The following is a 2,059-nucleotide window of genomic DNA, read 5'->3' on the forward strand; positions in this document are numbered from 1 at the left end:
TCTTGTCGTTGTCGCGCTGGACCTTCTGTTCCCGCGCGGCCGCCTTGCCGCGGTAACTCTCCACGTTGTTCAGCTCGAAGATCGTCGAGTGGTGAACCAGTCGGTCGATGGCAGCCACGGTCATGCCGGCATCCGGGAATACTGTGTCCCAACCCGAGAACGGCTGGTTGGCGGTGATGAGAATGCTGCGGCGCTCGTAGCGCTCGGCGATCAGCTCGAACAGCACGCTGGTCTCGGCCTGGTCCTTCCGGACGTACGAGATGTCGTCAAGAATAAGCAGGTCGTAGCGGTCGAGCTTGGCGAGCGCCTGAGGCAACTGGAGGGTCTGGCGAGCAGCCTGCAGGCGCTGCACCAACTCGCTCGTGCGCATGTACAGCACGCGACGGCCGGCCTCGATCAGCGCGTGGCCGATGCCGCACCCGACGTGGCTCTTGCCCACGCCTGGTGGACCAAAAATCAAAATGTTGGCTCCCTTCTCGAGCCACGAATCCCCGCTGGCCAGCGCCATGACATGGGCCTTCGACAACATCGGTACCTCGGCAAACTCGAAGCTGCTCAGTGTCTTGGTCACATCCAGGCGCGACTCGACGCGATGACGCTCGATACGGCGCTTCGCGCGTTCGGCCACTTCGTGCTCCAGCAGGCCGCCCAGGAAGCGACCTGCCGGCCAGCCCTCCTTGTCCGAGCGCTCCGCGAAGTCGGACCACAGCCTGCCGATCGTGGGCAGGCGCAACTCGTTGAGCATCAAGGCGTTGCGCCCGGGCTCGAATGCGGCGGCGGTCACGCTGGCACCTCTTCAAGTTCGTCTTCGTGCTCGCTAGGCAGCAGCGCGTCGTAGCGACTCGGCGAGGGCATCGCGATCGTGATCTGCGGTACTTCGCTCCTGCGTGGGGCGAACTCCTCGCGCAAACGCTTCACATCGGGCAACTCGCCGGCCAGGCGCAGCGCGTCAAGTCGCTCGGCCAGCACTCCCTCCACACCGTCTCGAGCGGCCATCTCCAGAAGCGCGACGATGGTCTGGCAGGCTTGGCGACGTGTCAGCTTCAGGTCGAGTTGCTCCCAGGTGAGGCGGTACGCCTCGCGCGGGAACAATGCATCACGGAACAACAAGCCCTTGAACGCCTGAGGCTTGCGCTTGAGCTCGTCGATGAAGTGCCGGTAGTCGATCACCCGCCCGCGGGTGGTGCCGGGCGATCGCGCCCCGCGTGCAAGTGTCAGGACGAGCGCCCCAGAGAGGTAGCAATCCAGCCGGTCGCTGTAAAGCCGCACCTTCAGGCGGTGGCCAATCAGGCGCGACGGCGCGCTGTAGAGGATGGCGCGCACGGTGAAGGTGCCGCATCGCGTGACGCGCGCCTCTTCCTCGACGAAGTCCGTGGTTCGCCTGTGCGGCAGATCCAGTAACTGCTCGCGCTCGATACGAAACGCAGCCGCGTTGCGCCGGTTGCGCCGCATCACGGCTTCGCGAACAAACCCCTCGTAGGCCGACCGGTCATCGAAGTCGCGGTGCCCGCGCAACAGCAGCGCCTGCTCGATCGCCTCCTTGAGGTACCGATGAGAGGATTCGACGCTGCCGTTCTCGTGGCCCACGCCCCGGTTGTTGCGCGTGCCCACCATGCCGTAGTGATCCAGCAGCGCCGCGTAGCGCACGGTGAAGTCCTCTTCTTCGACCAGGTTCTTGAACGCGGCCGACAGGCTGTCGCTGCGATGCTGGTGCGGAGCGCCGCCGGCTTGCCACAGGGCGTTCTGCAACCCCTTGGACAGCGCCTCGAAGCTCTCGCCACCCTCGACCACCTCGACGTGCTCCCAGCGCGAGAACGCGAGCACGAAGTGGTACAGGATGTGGATGAACGGCGCGTTCGAGATCGTGACGTGCAACTCGCCCATCGCGGTGAAGTCCGAGAGACCTTGTTGGCCCGGCGCGTGTTCTTGGGGGAAGAACACTTCCTTGGGTGGGCCCTGCACCGCGCGCCATTGGCGGATGTGGCGCTGCAGCGTGCGCACCATGCCATCGGGGAAGCGCTGTGGGTGATCGTCCTGGAGCTTGCGTAGCAGCGTGACG

2 protein-coding genes are annotated in these 2,059 nt (G+C 65.3%); both read right to left on the reverse strand.

The features are described from left to right. A partial coding sequence (istB, locus tag ACSFBL_RS35535) for an IS21-like element helper ATPase IstB (RefSeq protein WP_435520491.1) occupies positions 1-745 on the reverse strand: 745 nt, incomplete at its 3' end. 35 nt (positions 746-780) lie between these two features. After that, the coding region (gene istA / locus ACSFBL_RS35540; RefSeq protein ID WP_435520490.1) for an IS21 family transposase at positions 781-2,059 on the reverse strand (1,279 nt) is incomplete at its 5' end.

Origin of the sequence: Variovorax glacialis (assembly GCF_051216375.1) — a bacterium.
Lineage (GTDB): Bacteria > Pseudomonadota > Gammaproteobacteria > Burkholderiales > Burkholderiaceae_C > Variovorax.